Source organism: Mycoplasmatota bacterium, from assembly GCA_018394295.1.
GTDB lineage: Bacteria > Bacillota_I > Bacilli_A > Haloplasmatales > Haloplasmataceae > JAENYC01.
Genome location: CP074573.1, coordinates 2,272,234 through 2,290,117, shown reverse-complemented (window position 1 = coordinate 2,290,117; position 17,884 = coordinate 2,272,234). Strand labels below are relative to the sequence as shown.

Here is a 17,884-nt window from a genome sequence, read left to right as displayed (position 1 = left end):
GCAGTGTATTAAGAAGGTGATAAAATGAATGATAATAATGAATTAAAAAAATCTAATGAAAAAGAAAAAGAATACGAAGATTTATTTGAAGCATTCCTAAAGAGTGATAATGAAACAACGTTTTCTAAAAGTGAAGTAGAAAAAATTTTAGAAGCACATATCTTTAAAGAGGTATTAGGAAACTACCAACAAAAAAAGCGTAATACAAGAAAAAAAAGTTTATTAGTAACATCAAAAGAAGTGGGTTTAAAAATATTTAATTCACGAACAATAGTTAACTTTTTAATTTCGTATTTATTTTATATTGGGTTTTTATTAATTATAAATGAAATTATTTATCCGAATCTATTTATAAATAAACCGACTGTTTTTATTATCGCATTTGGTTTTACAATAATAGATAAATTTGTTAAACCATTTATCTTTGTTGCGGATTTGGTTTCATTTACAATGCATAGAATTGGATTAATAACCATCGCAATTTATGCGATAATTTTCTATTTTGTGAGTTATTTTTTAGATGAAAAAATTTCTATAGGAAGATCGATTATAATCGTTTTAATAGTTTTACTATGTATTGCTTTGATTGATTATCTTAAAAGTGATTCACTGTTTAAAACAAAGTATATTAATGATATTGGAAGTGATGATGATGAATAAAATTAAAGTAAAAGATTTAGTGAAAGAGTTACAATTAGAAGTTATTGCAGGTAAAGAGGGCGTTACAAGACCAATACAATCAAAGATGTTATCACGACCTGGTTTAGAACTCGCTGGATTATTTGATTTTTATGAAGAGGAACGGATTCAAATCATTGGAAGTAAAGAAGTTACATTTTTTTATTGGTTAAATGAAATTGACCAAAATACAAGAGTAGAACTTTTATTTAAAGAAAAGACACCATGTTTGATATTCTCTAATCGCTTTGATATTCCTCAAGTCTTTATAAATAATGCAGAAAAATATAAAATTCCAATTTTAAGAAGCTCAAAACATACCACAACACTTATGACAGATGTTACTAGTTATTTAGCTGAAGAATTAGCGGAAACGACCAATATGCATGGTGTATTAGTTGATGTACATGGTGTTGGCGTTTTAATTCGTGGTAAAAGTGGTATTGGAAAAAGTGAAGCAGCTTTAGAACTTGTTAAGCGTGGACACAAATTAATAGCCGATGATAATGTTTTAATCTATGAAAAAGAAGTCGGAAAATTAGTTGGAAAACCACCCAAAATATTAGAGAAATTTATGGAAATAAGAGGAATTGGTATCATCAATGTGGTACAAATGTTTGGTGCAAGTTCCTATCGACATAAAAAGGGAATTACATTAGTGATTGATTTAGAAACTGCTGAACAAAATCAAGAATATGATCGCCTTGGAGTTGAAGAAGCGAAAATAAAAATTTTAAATACTGAAGTATCCTATATTAAAATCCCAATAAGACCAGGGCGTAATATGGCCTCATTAATTGAAGTTGCAGCTATTAATAGAAGGCTTCGTTATATGGGATTCAATGCTGCTCAAGAATTTTCTGATAATCTAAGTCAATTGATTCAAACAAACGATTTAGAAGACTAATATAAAGAATGGAGGTAATAAAAATGATGTTATTTAAATTTAATGAAGGAAATATATTTATTGAAATTGGACCTTTTACGATTATGTGGTATGCGGTTTTAATCTTATCTGGTGTGATGGTTGCAGTTTTTTTAGGTGTAAAAGAGGGAGAAAAAATTGGTGTACCTAAAGACTTTATTTATGACCTAGCCTTGTATGGTGTCCCAATTTCTGTTATTGGTGCTAGAATTTACTATGTTAGCTTTTCTTGGGATCAATATGCTAATAACCTAATTGATGTTTTTAGAATCGATCAAGGTGGACTAGCTATCCATGGTGCAGTGATTGCTGCAGTAATTTGGGGATTAATCTATTGTGAAGTTAAAGAAGTTAATTTCTTAAAAGCAGTTGATTTAGGTGCAGTTGGATTTTTAGTAGCACAAGCAATCGGACGTTGGGGAAATTTTATGAATCAAGAAGCTCATGGTGGGGTTGTTCCTGGTAATAGTAGAACTTATCTAGAAGGTATTGGATTACCTAATTTTATTATCGATAAAATGTATATTGAAGGCTCATATTACCATCCTACTTTTTTATATGAGTCAACATGGAATATATTAGGAATGGCATTTTTAATGTTGTTAAGAAGAACAAAACATGTTTATATTGGTGATTTAGGACTTGTCTACTTAATGTGGTATTCTGTTGGTAGATGTCTGATTGAAGGCATGCGTACGGATAGTTTATATATAGGCGATACAGGAATAAGAATTGCACAACTGATAAGTATTCTATTATTTGCTTTAGGAGCTATTGTGTTGTCTTTAAGACATTTTAAAAAATGGTATCCAAAGTATTATTATCAAATCATAGAAGAAAATATAGAGGAGTAAGTGAATGATAAAGGCAGTACTATTTGATTTTGATGGAACACTTGTGAATACGAATCCTTTAATTATTAAAACATTTGAAATAACATTGAAGCATTTTTTACCGAATCAATCTTTTACAGAAGAACAATTATTAGAATTTATTGGACCAACATTAAAACAAACTTTTGATTCATTGGATAAAGAAAAAACAGATGAAATGATTACCTATTATCGAAAGATCAATAAGGAACTACATGATGATATGGTAAAAATTTATCCAACAGTAAAAGAAGGATTAAAGGTATTAAAAGCAAAAAATATTATGTTAGGAATTGTCTCATCAAAAAAACGGGATATGGTAATTCATGGTTTAAAACATTTTGATATGGATCACTTCTTTTCAATTATTGTTGGCGAAGATGATGTGATTAATCCTAAACCTAATCCTGAACCTATATTAAAAGCGATGGATATGTTAAATTGTTGTATTGATGAAGTAATTTTTGTAGGTGATAATTCACATGATATAGAAGGAGGAAAAAATAGTCAGGTAATCACTTGTTGTGTAAGTTGGGCACATAGAGGTGTAGAATATTTAAAACAATTCAATCCTGATTATATTCTAAATGATATGAGAGATTTAATTAATATTATTGAAGAGGTGAATACTCATGGAAAATAAAATGTTTGATATAATTATTGTTGGCGCAGGACCAGCGGGAATGACCGCAGCTGTATATGGTGCTCGTGCTGGTTTAAAAGTATTAATGTTAGAAAAAGGTGCTCCAGGTGGACAAATGGTTAATACCTATGAAGTAGAAAATTATACAGGTTTTGAAAAAATTAGTGGAACTGATTTATCGATGAAGATGTTTGAACATACCCAAAAATTAGGAGTAACCTATACTTATGGTATTGTTACAGGTATAAAAGACAATGGTTCTACTAAAATTGTTGAAACTGAAGAGGGAAACTATACAGGAAAAGCGGTTATTATCGCAACTGGTACAGTTAATAGACGATTAGGAGCAAAAGGTGAAGAGAAATTAGCGGGTCGTGGTATTTCGTGGTGTGCTATTTGTGATGGTGCATTTTTCCGTAATAAAGATGTCGTTGTTGTAGGTGGAGGAAATTCTGCCGTTGAAGAAGCATTATATTTATCAGGAATCTGTCGTAAAGTAACGATTATTCATCGAAGAAATGAATTTAGAGCGGAAAAACTTGCTCAAAATAGAGCTTCAAATAATGATAAAATTGAATTTGAATTAGAATCAGTTGTTGAATCATTTAATGAAATAAATGGAAAATTAGGTAGTGTTACCGTTAAAAATGTTAAATCAAATGATAAAAAAGACATCACCTGTGACGGTGCTTTTATCTATGTTGGTCAAGATCCAGTTACTTCAATGTTTAGAGATATCATAAAACTTAATGAAAAAGATTATATTATAACCAATGATAAAATGGAAACAAACGTTCAAGGTATTTATGCTGCTGGTGATGTGTGTGATAAAGAATTAAGACAAATTATTACAGCTACTAACGATGGAGCCATCGCTAGTCAAAATGCATTAAAATATATTGAAACGCTTCATTAAAAAATGCCACTTTTGTGGCTTTTTTTATGGGAATAAAAGTCTTTTTCTTTAGATTTAATCAATACTATAATAAATTATTATTTAATGTGATATAATGTTATAGAAAATACTAAAAGTGGTGATGAAATGACTAAATTAGTTAAAAATTTGCTTTTGGTTACGGGGATGAGTGGAGCAGGAAAGTCTGTTGCCCTTAATTGTTTAGAAGATATAGGTTATTATTGTATTGATAATATGCCTGTTGTCTTATTAAATCATATTACCTCATTAACAAGCGAAAACAACTTGAATTATAATAATATAGAAAATTTTGCAGTTGTTGTTGATAGTAGAAGTCAAGATTTTTCCTCATTATTTCATGTGATAGATGAAATAAGAGAAACGGTTCATTTAAAACTGCAAATTTTATTTTTAGATGCTAATGATGATGTGTTAGTAAAAAGATTTAAAGAAACACGAAGAATGCATCCTTTATCAAAACAAGGATCTATTATTGAAGGTATTATTTTAGAAAGACAAATATTAGAAAGTTTACGTGAACAAGTAGACTATATTATTGATACCTCCTATTTAAGTTCAAATAAACTAAAAAAAGAAATAACATCTCGTTTTTCATTTAAAAAAAATCAATTTGATATTAATATCATGTCTTTTGGATTTAAACATGGAGCCCCTATAGATTGTGATTATGTTTTTGATGTTAGATTTTTACCTAATCCATTTTATATCGATGAAATGAGAAATCAAACGGGACTTGATGAAGAAGTTTATGATTACGTGATTAAACGTGAGGATACAACAATATTTTTAGAAAAATTGGTATCACTATTAAATTTTGTTATCCCCAAGTTTGGAGATATCGCTAAAAATCAAGTACTAATTGGAATTGGTTGTTCGGGTGGACAACATCGATCAGTCGCAATTTCAGAAGCTTTATATGCTTCATTAGCTGAACAATATAATTGTTATGTGTGGCATCGTGATATTGATAAAATAAGAAAGGAGTCTAAGCATGGATAGGGACCCAAATATTGTTATTATAGGTGGGGGAACTGGACTATCTTATGTTCTGAAAGGGGTTAAGAAGTACCCTTTAAATATTACAGCGATTGTTACGGTTGGTGATGATGGTGGTAGTAGTGGTGATATAAGAAATTCTATTCATGTTGTTCCTCCTGGTGATATTAGAAAAGTTATGATTTCTATGAGCGAAGCTGAACCACTTATGAATACACTTTTGACACATAGGTTTACAAGTGATTCTTTGTTTGCTAATCATACGGTTGGAAATATATTATTAACTGCTTTATTTCAGATTACAGGTGATTATGTTTTAGCGATTCGACAATTAAGTAAAGTTTTAAATGTCAAAGGAACTATTTTACCTGTGGCACAAAAGCCGGTTACGCTATGTGCGTTAATGGATGATAACACCGTTGTTTCTGGTGAATCAAAAATCACTTCAAGTAAGAAATCAATTAAAAAGTTATTTTTAGAGGAAGAGGATGTTCAAGTAACACCCGATGTTGAAAAAGCAATTAAACAAGCAGATATGATTGTTTTTGGTCCTGGAAGTTTATATACAAGTATTATACCTAATTTATTAGTTCCTAAAGTAAAAGAAGCAATTATTGAATCAAACGCTAAGAAAGTTTATATTTCTAATGTTATGACAGAACCTGGGGAAACGGATTATTTCACTGTCAGTAAGCATGTGAAAATACTGGAAAACTATTTAGGAAAAGATATAATAGATATCATATTAGCCAATGATGATCATGATATTGATCAAGAAGTGTTAAATATTTATAAAGAAAAAGATGCTGAATTGGTTGTAATTGATTATGATGAAATTGTAAAACTAAATAAAGAATTAATAACAGACAAATTTGTGTATATCAATGAAAAAAAACACATTAGGCATAAAAGTAATAAAATTGCCGCTTATCTTTTAATGATGTTGATTGAAACAATCGAGTAGGAAAGTGAGGTGAAGATATAAGTGTCTTTTGCATCAGAAACAAAAAAAGAACTTGTATCATTAATCGTATCGGATTGTTGTGCAAAAGCAGAATTATCAGCCTTGACAAGAATGAATGGTGTGATTAACATCTCACGTGAAGGGTTAAGAATCGAATTCCAGACACAAAATGCGACGATTGCAAGAAGATATGTTAAATTATTAAGACAATTATATGATGTTAATATTGATCTTTTAACAAGAAAACAAATGCGTTTAAATAAAGCAAATGTTTATATTATTAGAATAACAAGTTATGCTGAAATGATTATAAATGATTTAATGTTAATGAATAGTTATGGGTTTATTTTAGGAATCTCTGAAGAATTGATTCATCAAACTTGTTGTAAAAGAGCTTATTTAAGAGGTGCATTTTTAGCCAGTGGTTCTGTAAACAATCCCGAAAGGTCTTCTTATCATTTAGAGATTTTTGTCTTAGATGAGGAGTTATCAAAAGACATTAAAGACCTTTGTAATACTTTTGATCTTAATGCTCGAACGATCAAACGGAAAAAAGGTTATATAATATATATTAAAGAATCAGAAAAAATTTCAGATTTTTTACGGGTAATTAATGCGACTAACGCAGTTTTAGACTTTGAGGATATTCGTATATTTCGTGATATGAATAACTCAGTTAATCGTATTAGAAATTGCGAGGTAGCAAACTTAAATAAATCTTGGGATGCTAGTAATCAACAAATTGACAATATAAATTTAATTGCTGATACACTAGGCTTAGATATTTTACCAGATAAATTATTAGAGACAGCTATTCTTAGAATGAAACATCCAGACTCAACTTTTTCAGAACTGAGTGTGTTATATAAAGATGAATATCAAAAATCGATTAGTAAATCTGGATTGAATCACCGTTTGCGTAAAATTAATGAGATTGCCAATAGAATTAGAAATAGTGAATCACTTGATGATTTAGGAATAAAAAATTAAAGTCTGTAGAATAACTACAGACTTTTGTCGTTAGTTAAAATATATCTATGTATTTTAACTATTTTTTCACTTTATCAACAATACTATACGTTAGTAATATTAATATTTTACCGCCTTTCATAGGATAATAATGAAACCAATAAAGGAGGTGCTATTATGTACGGATATGGATACGGATATGGATATGGATATGGTTATAGATGTAATTCTTATGCAATTGTATTAGTCTTGTTTATATTATTAGTAATTATCGGTTGTACTTGTTGTAGTTATGGTGGACATCATAAATGATAATTAAATGATGTGAAATTTCCTTTAAAGCTTTCAATCTGTTGGTTACCCCTAATTCTTTCAACTATTTCCCCCCCTATAATTTGATATTTAGTGGTAGAATATCATTTTATGGAAAAAAACCCTCTTAAAATAAAGGTGTATGACTTTTTCATACATCTTTTTGTTATTAGATAATAATTAGGAAAGTTATTTATTTTTTTTAAATCAATTGTTATAATATAAGTATCAATTGAGGGAGGAAAATTATGGAGAAAGAAGTTATTTTTACAAATAATGCACCGAAAGCAATCGGACCTTATTCACAAGCTATTAAAGTAAATAATATGTTATTTGTTTCAGGTCAAATTGCCTTAGACCCTGAAACAATGGAACTTGTTTCAAATGATGTGGTAGCACAAACGCATCAAGTATTAAAAAATATAAAAGCCATACTAAAAGAAGCAGGTTTTGAATTAAATGATGTCGTTAAAACATCAATATTTATTAAGGATATGAATGATTTTGGACGTATTAATGAGGTGTATGGTCAGTATTTTGATACTCATAAACCAGCACGAGCAACTGTTGAGGTATCAAGACTTCCTAAAGATGTAAAAGTTGAAATTGAATTAATTGCTGTTTTATAAGTTTAGGGCAATGATGAAAAAAGCAAACGATGATTCGTTTGCTTTTATTTTATATATTTTGCCATTGATAAGGTGAAGAGTTGTATGACTAATGTAACTATCATGAATGTGTGTATGAGAATCATAAAGAATGGATTGATTATAATAATTACACTGCCTATACCCGATACAACCGCTAGTAACCAAGAAAACAGAGACATTTTTGCTAAATTACTATTATGGATAGATGTAGCCGTTTCTTTAATTCCTATAAATAAAAAATAGGAAAAAATTATGTAAATAACCGTGTAAATAATAGTATGTTTAAAAAAATAATATGGAATAAAGGGTATTGGTATAAAATATATGTCTGGTATTGAGAGAAAAATTAAAATAAACGACATTATTTTAGCAATTTTGAATTTTGAACTTAAATGGATAATTTCAGACAGTCCTATAAATATAATAATGTAACCGATAAAATCTGGTAGAATATTTAAACCTAGAATTTTAAAATCTTGTAAAATTAATATTGTACCAATAAATATTTTTTTAAACCCCATATAACACCTCTCGTATATCATTTTTTTCATTATACAATAAATGGAAAAAATGTTAAACCTTTATTTTAATTTTTAATAAAAAATGATAAAATCTTTTACAAAAAACATAAAGACTTCCTAAAGGTGTAAAAGTTGAAATTGAATTAATAACTGTTTTAGTTTTTAATTATTAATAAAAAAAGCAAACTAGTCTTTCGTTTGCTTTAACTTATGTTATTACTCTAAATCTTTTGCCATAGATAAGGTGAGTAGTTGTATGACAAGAGTCACAATCACTAATATGAGTAGCGGTATCATAAAGAATGGATTAATTAAAACAATTATCCCACTTAAACATGATACAACTGCTAGGATACAAGATAATTGCGCTTTATTGGCTAAATCTTCATTATTAATACCTTCTGCGTTTTCTTTAATACCTATGTATAAAGAATATGAATAAATTAAATAGATAATTGAAGTAATAATGTTAATAAAATAAAATAAACCTGACGGAGATTCTGTATTTATAGAATAAATATCAGGTATTGAAAAAAGAATTAATATAATTGACATTATTCTTGCAACTGCGAATTTAGAATTTAAATGGATAATTTCTGATAGTCCTATAAAGATAAGAATGTACCCGATAATATCTGGTATAATATTTAAACCTTGAATTCTAAAATCAAGTAAAATTAATATTGTACCAATAAATATTTTTTTGAATCCCATATAACACCTCTCACATATCTTTTTTAATTATATTATATATAAAATAAATAATATTTAAAACCTTTATTTTAATTTAATAGGAAGAATGATAAAATAAATTAGGAATATATAAGAGATGGTGATTGAATGATATTAGTACTTACAGGTTCTCCAAATAGATATGGTAATACAAATAGTGTTGTTAATACATTATTAAATGATATTTCCGATGAGATAATTTATTACAATGCTTATGATATTAAGATTTCTTCATGTACAGATTGTAAAATTTGTTCATATAAATCAGGATGTAAAGTAAGTGATGAGATGTCAAATATTTATCGATTATTAGAGAGGGCAGATACTTTAATTATCGCATCCCCTCTTTATTTTGCGACACTTACAGGTGAATTAGTTAATTTAATAAGTCGCTTTCAAACCTTTTTTGCTGGTAAATATATAAGAAAAGATGAGAACCCACAAATAAAAAAAGGATTATTTATCGTAACAGCCGGAGGATATTGGGAAAGTATGTTTGTTGGGGTAAAAGAGACTTTTAAAATTATTAAATTACTTTTTAATTTTGAGGAAACAAAAGAATTATTTATCCCAAATTGTGATAAGCATAAGCCATTAGAAGATGACTTTGTGATTAATCAAATAAAAATATTAAAAGAATTTATAAATGATTAAAGGTCTAAAAAACTTCAGTTTAATCTTTATTTTTAATAGGGATAATTATTTTCAAGATAATACAAATTATATGGTAAAAATCATTGATGAGGATAGTTTTTATTTCTTACATTTATTGATATATAATCTGTATTATTATATAATAATATAAGTAATGTGTATTATGGAATAAACTTATATTTTAAAAGGGTAAACGCTTACTTTAGGAGGGAAAGAAGTTTTATGACAGTAGTGTTAGATGGAAATCACTTGAACTTAGATGAGTTTATACAAGTGGTTAGATTTAAAAAAAGTGTTGAATTAAGCGAAGATGCGATAGGAAAGATTAAGAAAAGTCGTACAATTATTGATAAAATAGTTGATCAAGAAAAAGTGGTATATGGTGTGAATACAGGGTTTGGAAAACTTGCGAATGTGGTTATTAGTAAAGATGAGGTTAGTCAGTTACAAGAGAATTTACTAAAAAGTCATGCGTGTGGTGTTGGGAATTATTTTGATAAAGAAGTAACACGAGGAATAATGTTACTAAGAGTCAATGCGCTTGCTAAAGGATATTCTGGTATTCGTTTAGAAACATTAGAACGTTTAATGTTTTATTTAAATGAAGATATTCTTCCTTTAATTCCTGAAAAAGGTTCGCTAGGAGCAAGTGGGGATTTAGCACCACTATCACATATGGCTTTAAGTTTAATTGGATTAGGAAAAGTATTATGTAAAGATAAACAAGTTGAAGTATCAGAAGTACTAAAAACATATGGTATGAAGCCATTAGATAAACTATTAGCTAAAGAAGGACTGTCATTAATTAATGGGACACAAGCAATGACATCAGTTGGCGCAATAACAACTTATGATGCAATTCAATTATCCAAATTAGCTGATATTGCGGGAAGTCTATCAATGGAAGCATTATTTGGGATTAGAGATGCGATGAATGAAAAAGTGCATTTAGTAAGAGGTCAAATTGGTCAGATTAATTCAGCTAAAAATATATTATCTTTAACTGCTAATAGTCAATATATCACATCCCAAGGAGATATTAGGGTTCAAGATGCTTACTCGATTCGTTGTATGCCACAAGTTCACGGAGCTAGTAAAGATGCTTTAAAATATATTAAAGAAAAAGTTGAAATTGAAATGAATGCAGCCACTGATAACCCATTAGTGTTTGATGAAAATACAGTGATTTCAGGAGGTAATTTTCATGGACAACCTATGGCGCTAAGTTTTGACTTTTTGAAGATTGCGATAAGTGAATTAGCTAATATTTCTGAAAGAAGACTCGAACGATTAGTTAATCCAAGTTTGAGTGAAGGATTACCTGCTTTTTTAGTGAAAAAAAGTGGTGTTAATTCAGGATTTATGATTACTCAATATTCAGCAGCTTCATTAGTGAGTGAAAATAAAGTCCTAGCACATCCAGCTAGTGTTGATTCAATTCCATCTAGTGCTAATCAAGAAGATCATGTTTCGATGGGAACGATTGCTGCTAGAGGTGCAAAAGAGATTTTATATAATGCTCAAAGTGTTTTAGCGATTGAATTACTAGCGAGTGCTCAAGCAATTGATTTTCGTGAAAAGAAAAAGTTAGGATTAGGCACTCAGGTAGCTTATGCTGTTATTAGGAAACATGTAGATTTTATTGATGAAGATGTTATTATGCATCCGTATATCATTAAGATGCATCAACTTGTTAAGGATGAATTAATTTTAAATCAAGTAGAAAAAGTTGTTGGTTCTTTATTATAAAATAAAAAATATAAAAATTAAGCCTTGTATCACAAGGCTTTTACCTTTGAATTGAATTAATTTAAAACGTATGAAAGGGTCATTATTAACTTATATAGTTTTAATGATTATAAATGTTGTAAAAGAAAAACATTTATATTATAATGATATTTGAAAACGCTTACTTCTTTATGCGTAGATCGCTAATAATATAAAAAATGGGAGTAGGTTTGTTAATATATAAACAGGAGGGATTACTTTGTTAAGTAATGAACAAATTACAGAAGGAATGACCATTAAGTTAGATTCAATATTTAAAGAGTTACCTGAATATCCAGAATTTGTTGAGGGAATCAGAAGAGCTCCAAAACGTGAATTTAAACTCACCCAGGAAGAAACGGAATTAGCATTAAAAAATGCACTTCGATATGTTCCTGAAAAATGGCATGAAGAATTAGCGCCAGAGTTTTTAGATGAATTGCTTACTAAAGGTCGTATTTATGGATATAGATTCCGTCCACAAGGAAGAATTTATGGAAAATCTATTGATGAATATAAGGGTAAAACTACTGAAGGTAAAGCCATTCAAGTGATGATTGACAATAATCTTGATTTTGAAATAGCATTATATCCATATGAATTAGTAACCTATGGAGAAACAGGCCGTGTTATGCAAAATTGGATGCAGTATCATTTAGTTAAAAAATATTTAGAAATGATGACTGATGAACAAACACTAGTCGTCCAATCAGGACATCCATTAGGATTGTTTAAATCATATCAATCAGCGTCTAGAGTTATATTAACGAATGGTCTAATGATTGGGTTATATGATGATTTAGAAAATTGGAATCGTGCAGCGAGTTTAGGTGTTGCTTCTTATGGACAAATGACTGCTGGTGGTTGGATGTATATCGGACCACAAGGAATTGTTCATGGGACTTATTCAACCATCTTAAATGCTGGTCGAGATAAATTAGAAATTCCGGAAGATAAAGATTTAGCTGGTCATTTATATGTCACAAGTGGTCTTGGTGGAATGAGCGGCGCACAAGGAAAAGCTTGTGAAATTGCTGGTGGTGTTTCGATTATCGCTGAGGTTGATAAATCAAGAATTGATACAAGATATGAACAAGGTTGGGTAAGTTTTGTGACAGACTCACCAAAAACAGCTTTTGAAAAAGCTCAAGAATATCAGGAAAAGAAAGAACCTATCGCAATTGCTTATGATGGAAATATCGTAGAAATTTTAGAGTATGCACATAAACATAATATTAAAATTGATTTATTAAGTGATCAAACGTCATGTCATAATGCTTATGATGGTGGTTATTGCCCTGTTGGATTATCTTTTGAAGAAAGAACTAATTTATTAAAAGAGAACAAGGACAAGTTTAAAAAATTAGTTGATGAAGGATTACAAAGACATTATAAAGCAATTAAATCTTTAACAGAGCAAGGGACATATTTCTTTGACTACGGTAATAGCTTTATGAAAGCTGTTTATGATGCGGGTGTTAAAGAAATTTGTAAGAATGGGATTAATCCATTAGATGGTTTTATTTGGCCAAGTTATGTTGAGGATATCATGGGACCAATTTTATTTGATTATGGGTATGGTCCGTTTAGATGGGTTTGTTTAAGTGGTAAAGAAAGTGACTTAGATAAAACTGATGCGGCAGCAATGAGTTGTATTGATCCAAATCGTCGTTTCCAAGACAGAGATAATTATAATTGGATAAAAGATGCGAAGAAAAATAAATTAGTCGTTGGAACGAAAGCAAGAATTTTATATCAAGATGCTTTAGGAAGACTAGAAATCGCCCTTAAGTTTAATGAACTTGTAAAAAATGGCGAGGTTGGTCCAATTATGCTAGGTAGAGACCACCATGATACTGGTGGAACTGATTCACCATTTAGAGAAACATCTAATATTAAAGATGGGTCTAATGTGATGGCAGAAATGGCAACACACATATTCGCTGGAAATGTAGCTAGAGGGATGAGTCTAGTGGCATTACATAATGGCGGTGGTGTTGGTATTGGTAAATCAATAAATGGTGGATTTGGAATGGTATTAGACGGTAGTGAACGTGTTGATGAAATATTGAAAAGAGCAATGCCTTGGGATGTAATGGGTGGAGTTGCAAGACGAGCTTGGGCGCGTAATGAAAATGCAGTTTCCACTTCAGTTGATTATAATAAAATGAATGATGAAAATCATATTACATTACCTTATCTAACAAAAGAAGATTACATCAAAGAATTAGTTAATAAACATTACGTGAAAGGTGGAAAATAACATGAAAATTGTACAATGTGTTCCTAATTTTTCTGAAGGAAGAGATAAAGAAAAAATCGAACAAATCGTCAGTGTTTTAAAAAATAAAGATAAATTTAAATTAGTAAGCTATGAGGCAGATCCAAGTTATAATAGAACCGTTGTGACACTCTTAGGTGATCCATATGCGATAAAAGATGCTGTCGTTGAAATGGTTGGTATGACAACAAAATTAATCGATTTAAATCATCAGACAGGTGAACATTCAAGAATGGGAGCAACTGATGTAATTCCTTATATTCCAATTAAGGATATATCAATGGAAGAATGTGTGGAAATTGCGAAAATGACAGCAAAAGAAATTAATGAAGCTTATCAAATTCCTATCTTTTTATATGAAGAAGCAGCAGCAAATGAAACACGTGTTAACTTAGCGAAAATTAGAAAAGGTCAATTCGAAGGTATGAAAGATAAAATTAAATTAGAGGAATGGCATCCAGATTTTGGAAAACCTGAGATTCATCCAACAGCTGGTGCTACTGCAGTTGGTGCTCGTGTACCATTAGTTGCTTTTAATATTAATTTAGATACAACAAATATGGAAATTGCATCTAAAATTGCGAAATCGATTCGTCATTCTAGTGGTGGATTCCGTTTCATTAAAGCAGGACCAGCTGAAATAACAGAGCGTGGGATTGTTCAAGTTACAATGAATATCACCAATTATAAAAAAACATCAATTTATCGTGTCTTTGAAACCGTAAAAATGGAAGCAAAAAGATATGGTGTAAATGTGATTGGTAGTGAAATAATTGGACTTGTTCCAATGGAAGCATTAGTTGAATCACTTGAATATTATTTAGGTTTAGAAGGATTCAATATGGAAAAGGTCCTTGAAACAAATCTATTTGATTAGGTTGTGATTTAAATGAAAAGTGATTTAATCATTCATCATATTTCTAACCTTATCACGATGGAAGGATCAAATGGGATAAGATGTGGAAACAAGATGAAAGAAGTTGAGACCATAAAAAATGCTTATGTTGTGGTTAAAGATGGTGTCATCGTCAAAGTTTCTAGTGGAGATAGTTATCAAGATTATATTAGTGAGAATACTAAATTAGTTAATGCAAAAGGTTACTTAATGACTCCAGGGCTTATTGATTCTCATACGCATCTTGTTCATGGTGGTTCTAGAGAAAATGAATTAAATATGAAACTGCAAGGAAAAACTTATCTTGATATTTTAGAAGCAGGTGGAGGTATATTAAGTACCGTTAAACATACAAAGGAAGCCAGTTTTGAAGATTTATATAATAAAGCTAAAAAAAGTTTAGATTCAATGCTATGTTATGGGGTTACAAGTATTGAAGCTAAAAGTGGTTATGGTTTGAACTTAGAAATAGAAATGAAGCAGTTAGAAGTTGCGAAAAGATTAAATGAGGATCATCCGATTGATATAAAAAATACCTTTTTAGGGGCTCATGCAGTTCCATTAGCGTTTAAAAATAACAAAGTTAGTTATATCGAAAAAGTAATTGAAATGCTTCCTGTAATTAAGGAAAAGAATTTAGCGGATTATTGTGATGTATTTTGTGAAGAGGGTGTATTTTCACTTGAAGAAAGTCGAACTATATTACAAAAAGCTAAAGAAACAGGATATAAATTAAAGATTCATGCAGATGAAATTATTCCTTTAGGTGGTGCTACGCTAGCTTGCGAATTAGGATGCGTATCAGCTGATCATTTAATGGCATCTACGAAAAAAGATTATGAAAATCTTGCTAAAAGTAGAGTAATCGCAAATTTACTACCAGCAACCTCATTTAATTTAAACAAAGATTATGCCAAGGCCAGAGAAATGATTGATACAGGATGTGGTGTGGCATTATCATCTGATTATAATCCTGGGAGTTGTCCATCTGAAAATCTTCAGTTTGTCATGCAACTTGGGTGTATAAAAATGAAAATGTTACCTCAAGAAGTTTTGACTGCAGTTACAATTAATGGTGCTTGTTCAATTAATGAAGAAAAATATAAAGGTTCTATTGAAGTTGGTAAAGCAGCTGATTTTGTTTTATTTGATGTACCAAATCTAGAATACCTTATTTATCATTTTGGGATTAATCATGTTAAAGATGTTTATAAAGATGGAAAATTGGTTGTAAATAATCAAAAAGTATGTTACTAGGAGGAAAATATGAATTTAATTGATTTAAAAGTTAATGAATTTATTAATGAAGTCGATTCAAATAGTCCTGCTCCTGGAGGAGGAAGTGTATCAGCACTAGCTGCATCGCTTGGTGTTGGATTATCAAGAATGGTTTCACATTTAACATTTAATAAGAAGAAATTTTTAGAACTAGATGAAAAAATTCGTACACAATATGAAGATAATTTTATTACCTTAAACAACATTAAAGAAGAACTAATACCTTTAATAGATAAAGACACCTATGCATTTAATCAAATCATGAATGCATTTAAAATGTCAAAAGAAACAGATGAAGATAAGCAAAAACGTATTGAAGCGATTGAAAAAGCAACTCTTGAAGCGATTAAAGTACCCTATGAGGTTGCAAGATTATCCTATAAAGCATTAGAACTTGTGGAAAAAATGATGACTTATGGAAATAAAAATGCGATAAGTGATATAGGAGTAGGATGTTTATTATTGTATGCTGGATTAGAAGGTGCTTTATTAAATGTCAAAATTAATATAGGTGGTTTAAGTGATGCTGAAATGGTAAAGGTTTATCAAAGTTCATATGAAACTTTACTACATGAAGGAAAAGAACTGAAAGAAAAAATTCTTGAATTTGTTCATAGTAAATTGTAAGAACATTAAAATATTAGCGAACTGTTAAGTGTTTATCATTTGACAGTTTTTAATTCTTAGACTAAGTTTTGGACTTGAAAGAGCATAAAACCCTAAAATACCAAATTATAAGTTGATATCTTAGGGTTTTTGTTTATAAATATTTGTTGTAGGCTATTTTTATCTCAAAATCTAGAGTTAACTAATGAGATTCTTATATATTCTATTTATTAAGATATTTTTTCAATTCATCTAAACCGAAAATTAATAATCCACCAATTAAAAAGAAGATGATGCTAAATGAATGTATAGTCATAGGTTCTTTTGGATTATCTAATGTCGTTGGACCCATAAATACAGCATATAATGAAGCAAGCATGAGACCAAGAATGAAATATATCATTTGTGGACGGTAATTTGTTAGTAAATATCGTAATAATCGGATGATAGAAAATATTCCTACTAAAATGCCAATACCAAAGGTAAGTAACATAGGAACTCTATTGAATTCAAATGACATTAGGCTTCTGATTGCAGTAATAATAGGTGCATATAGACCAAGGATTAATAAGATGGTTGAACCTGAAATACCAGGTAGTACCATGGCAGAAATAGCGATCATTCCAGCAATAAATATATATAAGTAATTAATAGATTGAACCTCATCAATTGAATTTGAAACAGGATTTAAATAAGTAATGGCTGAAACGATTACGATTCCTAGTAGGGTAAATATAATATATTGATATTTATTTTTTAGTGTTGCTTTTTCTTCATTTATTATAAGCGGGATGGAAAACAAAATAAATCCAACAAATAATGAACTAATCTTATAAATTTCTTTGTCAAATATTGAGGATAGGATTAATACAGATATTCCCATACCAAATATCCATCCAAAACCAAGTTTTCCTAAAAATAAAGCTGCCTTTTTTCTTTCAATTTTCTTAGTTGTTTTTGAAATCAGTGAGTTTATTGAATTAATAAAATCATCATAGAATCCTAGAATGAAGGCAATAGTTCCACCTGAAACACCTGGTACACTATCAGCTAATGCCATGAAAAATCCACGAATAAAGTTAATCATAATCATTTAATCACCTCTGTATATTTTTATAGGTATTTAATCATAAAATACCATAATTTAATACGTTTGTCTATTAAATGTGGATGAAAAACATTCTTAGGGATATGTTTAGCTAGT

Annotated in this window: 19 protein-coding genes; 16 read left to right on the top strand and 3 right to left on the bottom strand. The window is 29.6% G+C overall.

Annotated elements, in window-relative coordinates:
* The first annotated feature begins 24 nt into the window (after positions 1-24).
* From KHQ81_10605 to KHQ81_10560, 10 genes are all read left to right on the top strand, one after another.
* Positions 25-660, top strand: a complete 636-nt coding sequence (locus tag KHQ81_10605) for a phage holin family protein (GenBank protein ID QVK17302.1) — start codon at positions 25-27, stop codon at positions 658-660.
* Positions 653-1,585: an HPr(Ser) kinase/phosphatase gene (gene hprK / locus KHQ81_10600; protein ID QVK17301.1), complete on the top strand. Its 933-nt coding sequence runs from the start codon at positions 653-655 to the stop codon at positions 1,583-1,585. Before KHQ81_10605 ends, hprK begins: the two co-directional genes overlap by 8 nt.
* A gap of 26 nt (positions 1,586-1,611) precedes the next feature.
* On the top strand, positions 1,612-2,457 hold the full coding sequence (gene lgt / locus KHQ81_10595) for a prolipoprotein diacylglyceryl transferase (protein ID QVK19620.1): 846 nt from the start codon (positions 1,612-1,614) through the stop codon (positions 2,455-2,457).
* Positions 2,458-2,461: 4 nt separating this feature from the next.
* Positions 2,462-3,118 carry a pyrophosphatase PpaX gene (gene ppaX, locus KHQ81_10590; GenBank protein ID QVK17300.1) on the top strand — a complete coding sequence of 219 codons (657 nt, stop codon included), beginning with the start codon at positions 2,462-2,464 and terminating at the stop codon, positions 3,116-3,118.
* Positions 3,108-4,034: a thioredoxin-disulfide reductase gene (gene trxB / locus KHQ81_10585; protein QVK17299.1), complete on the top strand. Its 927-nt coding sequence runs from the start codon at positions 3,108-3,110 to the stop codon at positions 4,032-4,034. The genes ppaX and trxB overlap by 11 nt, the downstream gene beginning before the upstream one ends.
* 126 nt (positions 4,035-4,160) lie before the next feature.
* Positions 4,161-5,054, top strand: coding sequence for an RNase adapter RapZ (gene rapZ / locus KHQ81_10580; GenBank protein QVK17298.1), 894 nt, complete (start codon positions 4,161-4,163; stop codon positions 5,052-5,054).
* Positions 5,047-6,015 (top strand): YvcK family protein, encoded by a 969-nt coding sequence (locus KHQ81_10575; protein ID QVK17297.1) that lies wholly within the window; start codon positions 5,047-5,049, stop codon positions 6,013-6,015. The genes rapZ and KHQ81_10575 overlap by 8 nt, the downstream gene beginning before the upstream one ends.
* A 21-nt stretch (positions 6,016-6,036) precedes the next feature.
* A complete protein-coding gene (whiA, locus tag KHQ81_10570; GenBank protein ID QVK17296.1) occupies positions 6,037-7,005 on the top strand; it encodes a DNA-binding protein WhiA in 969 nt (322 codons plus the stop codon).
* A 156-nt stretch (positions 7,006-7,161) separates the two neighbouring features.
* On the top strand, positions 7,162-7,296 hold the full coding sequence (gene yjcZ, locus KHQ81_10565) for a sporulation protein YjcZ (GenBank protein ID QVK17295.1): 135 nt from the start codon (positions 7,162-7,164) through the stop codon (positions 7,294-7,296).
* 248 nt (positions 7,297-7,544) lie between these two features.
* The gene (locus KHQ81_10560) at positions 7,545-7,925 is read left to right on the top strand and encodes a RidA family protein (GenBank protein ID QVK17294.1); all 381 of its coding nucleotides are present in this window, start codon (positions 7,545-7,547) and stop codon (positions 7,923-7,925) included.
* A 44-nt stretch (positions 7,926-7,969) separates the two neighbouring features.
* Here KHQ81_10560 and KHQ81_10555 read toward each other — a convergent pair whose 3' ends face one another.
* Both KHQ81_10555 and KHQ81_10550 read right to left on the bottom strand, forming a co-directional pair.
* Positions 7,970-8,467, bottom strand: a complete 498-nt coding sequence (locus tag KHQ81_10555; GenBank protein QVK17293.1) for a hypothetical protein — start codon at positions 8,465-8,467, stop codon at positions 7,970-7,972.
* Between the two features lie 216 nt (positions 8,468-8,683).
* Entirely contained in the window at positions 8,684-9,181 is a 498-nt protein-coding gene (locus KHQ81_10550; GenBank protein QVK17292.1) for a hypothetical protein, read from the bottom strand.
* A gap of 126 nt (positions 9,182-9,307) precedes the next feature.
* Between KHQ81_10550 and KHQ81_10545 the strand changes: the two genes are divergently transcribed.
* The 6 genes from KHQ81_10545 to KHQ81_10520 all read left to right on the top strand — a co-directional run bounded on the left by KHQ81_10545 (position 9,308) and on the right by KHQ81_10520 (position 16,701).
* Positions 9,308-9,853, top strand: a complete 546-nt coding sequence (locus KHQ81_10545; protein QVK17291.1) for a flavodoxin family protein — start codon at positions 9,308-9,310, stop codon at positions 9,851-9,853.
* A gap of 222 nt (positions 9,854-10,075) precedes the next feature.
* Complete coding sequence (gene hutH, locus KHQ81_10540) at positions 10,076-11,602, top strand: histidine ammonia-lyase (GenBank protein QVK17290.1); 1,527 nt, start codon at positions 10,076-10,078, stop codon at positions 11,600-11,602.
* 238 nt (positions 11,603-11,840) lie between these two features.
* Entirely contained in the window at positions 11,841-13,883 is a 2,043-nt protein-coding gene (locus tag KHQ81_10535) for a urocanate hydratase (GenBank protein ID QVK17289.1), read from the top strand.
* 1 nt (position 13,884) lies between these two features.
* On the top strand, positions 13,885-14,778 hold the full coding sequence (ftcD, locus tag KHQ81_10530) for a glutamate formimidoyltransferase (protein ID QVK17288.1): 894 nt from the start codon (positions 13,885-13,887) through the stop codon (positions 14,776-14,778).
* A 12-nt stretch (positions 14,779-14,790) separates the two neighbouring features.
* A complete protein-coding gene (hutI, locus tag KHQ81_10525) occupies positions 14,791-16,053 on the top strand; it encodes an imidazolonepropionase (GenBank protein ID QVK17287.1) in 1,263 nt (420 codons plus the stop codon).
* Between the two features lie 9 nt (positions 16,054-16,062).
* The gene (locus KHQ81_10520; protein QVK17286.1) at positions 16,063-16,701 is read left to right on the top strand and encodes a cyclodeaminase/cyclohydrolase family protein; all 639 of its coding nucleotides are present in this window, start codon (positions 16,063-16,065) and stop codon (positions 16,699-16,701) included.
* Between the two features lie 202 nt (positions 16,702-16,903).
* On the opposite strand, the gene KHQ81_10515 is transcribed toward KHQ81_10520, so the two are convergent.
* Complete coding sequence (locus tag KHQ81_10515) at positions 16,904-17,773, bottom strand: DUF368 domain-containing protein (GenBank protein QVK17285.1); 870 nt, start codon at positions 17,771-17,773, stop codon at positions 16,904-16,906.
* Positions 17,774-17,884 lie beyond the last annotated feature (111 nt).

Coding starts and splice junctions, on each gene's coding strand:
- hutH (QVK17290.1), top strand. CDS start 10,076: ATGACAGTAGTGTTAGATGGAAATCACTTGAACTTAGATGAGTTTATA.
- KHQ81_10550 (QVK17292.1), bottom strand. CDS start 9,181: ATGGGATTCAAAAAAATATTTATTGGTACAATATTAATTTTACTTGAT.
- hprK (QVK17301.1), top strand. CDS start 653: ATGAATAAAATTAAAGTAAAAGATTTAGTGAAAGAGTTACAATTAGAA.
- trxB (QVK17299.1), top strand. CDS start 3,108: ATGGAAAATAAAATGTTTGATATAATTATTGTTGGCGCAGGACCAGCG.
- KHQ81_10605 (QVK17302.1), top strand. CDS start 25: ATGAATGATAATAATGAATTAAAAAAATCTAATGAAAAAGAAAAAGAA.
- ppaX (QVK17300.1), top strand. CDS start 2,462: ATGATAAAGGCAGTACTATTTGATTTTGATGGAACACTTGTGAATACG.
- KHQ81_10560 (QVK17294.1), top strand. CDS start 7,545: ATGGAGAAAGAAGTTATTTTTACAAATAATGCACCGAAAGCAATCGGA.
- lgt (QVK19620.1), top strand. CDS start 1,612: ATGTTATTTAAATTTAATGAAGGAAATATATTTATTGAAATTGGACCT.
- rapZ (QVK17298.1), top strand. CDS start 4,161: ATGACTAAATTAGTTAAAAATTTGCTTTTGGTTACGGGGATGAGTGGA.
- KHQ81_10545 (QVK17291.1), top strand. CDS start 9,308: ATGATATTAGTACTTACAGGTTCTCCAAATAGATATGGTAATACAAAT.
- KHQ81_10520 (QVK17286.1), top strand. CDS start 16,063: ATGAATTTAATTGATTTAAAAGTTAATGAATTTATTAATGAAGTCGAT.
- KHQ81_10555 (QVK17293.1), bottom strand. CDS start 8,467: ATGGGGTTTAAAAAAATATTTATTGGTACAATATTAATTTTACAAGAT.
- KHQ81_10515 (QVK17285.1), bottom strand. CDS start 17,773: ATGATTATGATTAACTTTATTCGTGGATTTTTCATGGCATTAGCTGAT.
- yjcZ (QVK17295.1), top strand. CDS start 7,162: ATGTACGGATATGGATACGGATATGGATATGGATATGGTTATAGATGT.
- hutI (QVK17287.1), top strand. CDS start 14,791: ATGAAAAGTGATTTAATCATTCATCATATTTCTAACCTTATCACGATG.
- KHQ81_10575 (QVK17297.1), top strand. CDS start 5,047: ATGGATAGGGACCCAAATATTGTTATTATAGGTGGGGGAACTGGACTA.
- ftcD (QVK17288.1), top strand. CDS start 13,885: ATGAAAATTGTACAATGTGTTCCTAATTTTTCTGAAGGAAGAGATAAA.